General features: G+C 72.3%; 4 protein-coding genes. 2 read left to right on the forward strand and 2 right to left on the reverse strand.

The window, feature by feature from the left end; all coding sequences use genetic code 11:
• Together ABYE80_RS17140 and ABYE80_RS17145 are read right to left on the reverse strand one after the other, a co-directional pair.
• On the reverse strand, positions 1-1,628 hold a 1,628-nt coding region (locus tag ABYE80_RS17140), incomplete at its 3' end, for a PKD domain-containing protein (RefSeq protein ID WP_372791523.1).
• Between the two features lie 137 nt (positions 1,629-1,765).
• Complete coding sequence (locus ABYE80_RS17145) at positions 1,766-2,644, reverse strand: ABC transporter permease (RefSeq protein ID WP_372791524.1); 879 nt, start codon at positions 2,642-2,644, stop codon at positions 1,766-1,768.
• A gap of 68 nt (positions 2,645-2,712) precedes the next feature.
• Here ABYE80_RS17145 and ABYE80_RS17150 point away from each other — a divergent pair, with 68 nt between their 5' ends.
• Complete coding sequence (locus tag ABYE80_RS17150; protein ID WP_372791525.1) at positions 2,713-4,080, forward strand: glycine--tRNA ligase; 1,368 nt, start codon at positions 2,713-2,715, stop codon at positions 4,078-4,080.
• 35 nt (positions 4,081-4,115) lie between these two features.
• Positions 4,116-4,916, forward strand: a complete 801-nt coding sequence (locus ABYE80_RS17155) for an alpha/beta hydrolase family protein (RefSeq protein WP_372791526.1) — start codon at positions 4,116-4,118, stop codon at positions 4,914-4,916.
• Positions 4,917-4,918: the final 2 nt, after the last annotated feature.

Genomic DNA, 4,918 nt, shown 5'->3' on the forward strand with positions numbered 1-4,918 from the left:
CCGGTGACCGTGAAGCCGTCGGTCCGGACCCGCAGGCAGACCCGCGTGCGCCGATCCTTGCGCGCCTGCGCGAGGACGTACCCGGTGCCGGCCAGCCCCGACAGGTTCGGGGTGAGGACCACGCGGCGGCCGCTGAAGGTGGCGGCGTAGTCGGCGCTGCGCAGGAACGACAGCGCCTTGGGCAGCTTCTTCTTCTGCGACTTCGAGAGCACGGCGGACATCCGGCCCTTGACGACCGCGCGCTTGGTGCTGAGCGTGCCCGACGCGAGCGAGAGCCGCCCCGGGGAGACGAGGGTGCGGGTCGCCTTCAGCCGCGCCGTGATCTTGACCGTCTTGGTCTTCTTCTTCGCCTTCTTCTTGGCGGCCGCACGAGCCACGGCCGCGCCACGAGCGCTGGCGCGCACGTTGAGGAACCGCGTCCAGGTGCTCTCCTCGTGGGGGTTGCCCGCCGAGCCGTCACCGCGGCGGTGGACGACGAGCGCCTTGACCGCGCCCGCACTCGAGTACGTGTGGTCCCAGGTGCGGTCCGACGCCGGCTGCAGCACCGGAGGATCGATGACGTCCGAGAAGAACAGCAGCTCCTCGGTCCTGGGGACGTCGGCGGCCGTGAACGTGGTCGTCGACCCCGCGACCGGCGGGTCCGGCGAGACCAAGAACGGTCCGGCGGTGAGGTAGCCGGCCGGCTTGATCTGCAGCGGGCCGCTGTAGTGCTCGGACGCGTAGACGTTGCCGCTGTTGTCGGTGACCTCGAGGCAGACCTTCAGCGGTCCGGGGGCCGCCGGCGTGTACCGCGCAATCGGCGTGGTCGAATCGGCGTCGGCGGTGCCGTCACCGTCGAAGTCCCAGCGGTACCGGGTGATCGTGCCGTCCGGGTCGTAGCTGTCGGAGGCGTCGAAGGTCATCTCCGAGCCCGCGACACCCGGATCCGGGTTCCAGAAGAAGGTCCCGTACGGGAGCGTCCCGGTCCAGGGGTTGGTGTGGCTGTTGCACGCGATCGGCGTGGCCGGCGCGGGCGGGGGCGTCGGGGCCGGCGTCGGGCTCGGGCTCGGCCCGGCGGGCGCCGGTGTCGGGGCAGGAGCCGCCGGTGCGGGAGCCGGCGCGGCGGGGGCGGTCCCGGGGGCGGGCGTCGTCACCTTGACGGTCACGGACGCCTGGCTGCTGAGCACGCGGCTGTACGTGCGGTTGACGCCCTCCGCGACCACGTAGATCTTCTGATCGCGGGTGCCGGGGGTCTTGCCCGCGGTGAGCTTGACGGTCTTGACCGCCTTGGCGATCCGGCAGACACCGTCGACGACCAGGGTCGGCACCGGGGTCAGCCTGGCGTCGACCCCGACCTCGTCGTCGGTGAAGAAGTAGACCTCCGAGGGACAGTCCGCCGGGGTGGTCTGCGCCCCACGGGCCGGCTTCGAGGTATCGGCCGGCAGGCGCGTGCCGGTGACGTCGAGCTCCACCTCGTCTCCCGCGGTCACCGCCGTGCGGTTGACGCTCATCACCGCGCCGGGACCGGAGACCTCGGTCGGATCGCTGACGTCACCGGCGGGACCGCAGCCCCACAGCACGATGCCGCACGTCGTGAGCACGGTGAGCGGGCGCGCGAGACCGCGCAGGGGAACTCCGGGGAACGACACGAGCTGGACCTCCTGGACCTTGACGAATCGGCGCGGTCGTCGTGCGTGTGCGACCTCTGACGCGCCTGGCGGAATATGTACCAGATGTCGCGGTTGGCTTCCGGTCGAACGATCGTCTACCGGGGACCCGCTCCGTCTCAGAGGTCGAGGCGACGCGCCCGGCACACCGCGAGCGAGCCGACCACGAGCGCCCACCCGGGCACCCAGACGGCGTACCAGCCGCTGGCCTCGCGCGCGCCGCCGAACGGACCGGCGGCGATGCCGAACTGCGACAGGTCCCCGACCTCGGCCCCCAGCAGGAACAAGACATGGCGGTACAGCGCCTCGAACGGCAGCGCGAGCGCAACCGCGTCGGCGGTCCGCGTCAGCGCCTGGAGGTCCAGCGACGCGGCGAGCTGGGCCAGCAGGCCGACGGTGAACCCCAGACCGACGAGCGCGAGTGTCACGATGCCGGTGCCGAGCGCCGGCAGCACCGTGGACAGCGCGGTCGCCGTGATCGCCACGAGCACGACCGCCGCGACGAGGCCTAGCCCCGGCCCCACCCACGCGTCGGGGGGCCAGCCGCCCGCGACGCGGACGATGGCCACAGCGGCGAGCCAGAGGATCGCCGTGAAGCCCGCCGCCGGAGCGACGGCTCCGAGGAGCCGTCCCAGGAGCACCGCGCCGCGTCCCACGGGCCGCACCAGCAGCGGCTGCAGCAGGCCGCGCTCGGCGTCGCCGCGCACGGCGCCGTGCGCGAGGAAGACGGCGACGACCGAGCCCAGGAGCAGCGCGGCGAACGCCGCCGTGCCCAGGAGCGTCGATCCGACGAGATCCTCGGTGAGGGTCCCGGGCGCGGCACGGGCAGCGTCCAGGCCCTGGGCCGAGGCCAGCGCGAAGAGGCCGAGGACCACGGCGGTCAGAAGCGCGAGTCCGCGCAGCGCGCGGGCCCCGACGGCCTCCCGCACGCTGAGGCGCGCGACGAGAAGCACGACGGCGGTCGCGCGAACGGCGGGTCGGGGAGACGGATCGGACACCGGGGGCCGACGATACCCGGGGGACGGCGGAAGGTCCCGGCCCAGGCCCGACGGATACCCTGCCCCGCATGCCCGACGACGTCGTGACCATGGACAAGATCGTGGCGCTGTGCAAGCGCCGCGGCTTCATCTTCGCCTCCTCCGAGATCTACGGGGGCATCGGGTCGACGTACGACTACGGCCATTACGGCGTCCTGCTGAAGACCAACGTCAAGAACGAGTGGTGGCGCGCGATGCTGCAGGAGCGCGACGACATCGTCGCGCTCGACAGCGCGATCCTCCAGCACCCGAAGGTGTGGGAGGCCAGCGGACACCTCGCCGGCTTCAGCGACCCCATGGTCGACTGCCGCACGTGCAAGCAGCGGTTCCGCGCCGACCACGTGGACCACGAGGAGATGTGCCCGGCGAAGGCGAGCCTGCCCAAGACCGAGGACCGCCGCCACGACTTCACGGAGGCGCGCGACTTCAACCTGATGTTCGAGACGACCGTGGGGCCGGTCAAGGACACCGGGTCGATCGCCTACCTGCGCCCGGAGACCGCGCAGGGCATCTTCATCAACTTCAAGAACGTCCTGCAGTTCGCCCGCAAGAAGCCGCCGTTCGGCATCGCGCAGGTCGGCAAGTCCTTCCGCAACGAGATCACGCCGGGCAACTTCATCTTCCGCACGCGCGAGTTCGAGCAGATGGAGATGGAGTTCTTCTGCCCGCCGCAGGACGCACCGCGCTGGTACGAGGAGTGGAAGGCCACGCGTCACGCCTGGTACACCGACCTCGGCATCCGGCCCGACCACCTGCAGATGCGCGAGCACGACGCGGACGAGCTGTCGCACTACTCGTCGGGGACCGCCGACGTCGAGTACCTGTTCCCCATCGGCTGGTCCGAGCTCGAGGGGATCGCCAACCGCGGCAACTTCGACCTCACCCAGCACGCCGAGCACTCCGGCGAGAAGCTCGAGTACTTCGACCCGCAGACCAAGGAGCGCTACGTCCCGCACGTGATCGAGCCCGCGGCGGGTGCGGACCGCGCCACCCTGGCCTTCCTCGTCGACGCCTACGACGAGGAGCAGGTCGACGACGGGGACGTCCGCACCGTGCTGAAGCTCCATCCGCGACTGGCCCCGGTCAAGGTCGCGGTCTGCCCGCTGGTCAAGAAGGACGGGCAGCCCGAGCTGGCCCGCGAGATCTTCGCCGCGCTGCGCGGCCGGATGCAGACCGAGTACGACGAGGGCGGATCGATCGGCAAGCGCTACCGGCGCCAGGACGAGATCGGCACGCCGTGGTGCGTGACGGTCGACCACCAGTCCCTCGAGGACCGGACCGTGACGCTGCGCGACCGCGACTCGCTGCAGCAGGAGCGGATCGCCATCGACGAGCTGCCGGCGCTGCTGAGCGAACGACTCGCGGCCCCCTGGACCTCGCCGAAGCTCACCGCCTGAGTGCGAGGTCCGGTGCCCCCACGAGGTCCGGTTCCGTGTCGCTGACGTCGAAGGTCCTCCGCCACGCGCTCACGCGTCCGCCGCGGCACCGCGTCGCGCCGCACAAGGACGGGGTCGCCGAGCTGCTCGTCCCGCGCGGGGCATCCCCGTCGGAGCCGCATCCCGTGGCGGTCGTCGTGCACGGGGGCTACTGGCGCACGCAGTTCGGCAGCCTCGTCATGCGCCCGCTGGCGGCCGATCTCGCCCGTCACGGGTGGGCCACCTGGAACGTCGAGTACGGGCGGATAGGCCGCGGCGGACGCGGCGGCTGGCCCACGACGTTCAGTGACCTCGCCACCGCCATCGACCACCTCGCCCATCTCGAGGATGCCCGCGTCGACCTCGGCCGGGTCGTGGCCGTCGGCCACAGCGCCGGCGGCCAACTGGCGCTGTGGGCGGGCGGGCGCCACGAGCTCCCGGCGCGGGCTCCGGGCGTCGACCCGGCCGTGCGGATCCGCCATGTCGTGGCGCTCGCGCCAGTGACGAACATGGTGCGCGCCGGAGCCCCTGCCGCCGCCGTTCTCGGCGGCACGATCGAGGATGTCCCGGACCGCTTCGAGCAGGCGGACCCCTCCCGCCGGATCCCGCTCGGTGTGCCGGTCACCGTGGTCCATCCGGAGCACGACGAGACGGTGCCCGCCCGGCGATCGCGCGAGTACGTGGAGACCGCCCGGGCCGCTGGCGCGGACATCGAGCTGCTCGTGCCCCCCGGGGGCCACCGCGACGTGATCGACCCGGGCCACGCGGCCTGGCACGCCGCCCGCGAGCGCCTCACGCAGCTCCGTCGCACGCTCTGACC

The sequence above is a fragment of the Paraconexibacter sp. genome, assembly GCF_041602235.1.
Lineage (GTDB): Bacteria > Actinomycetota > Thermoleophilia > Solirubrobacterales > Solirubrobacteraceae > Paraconexibacter.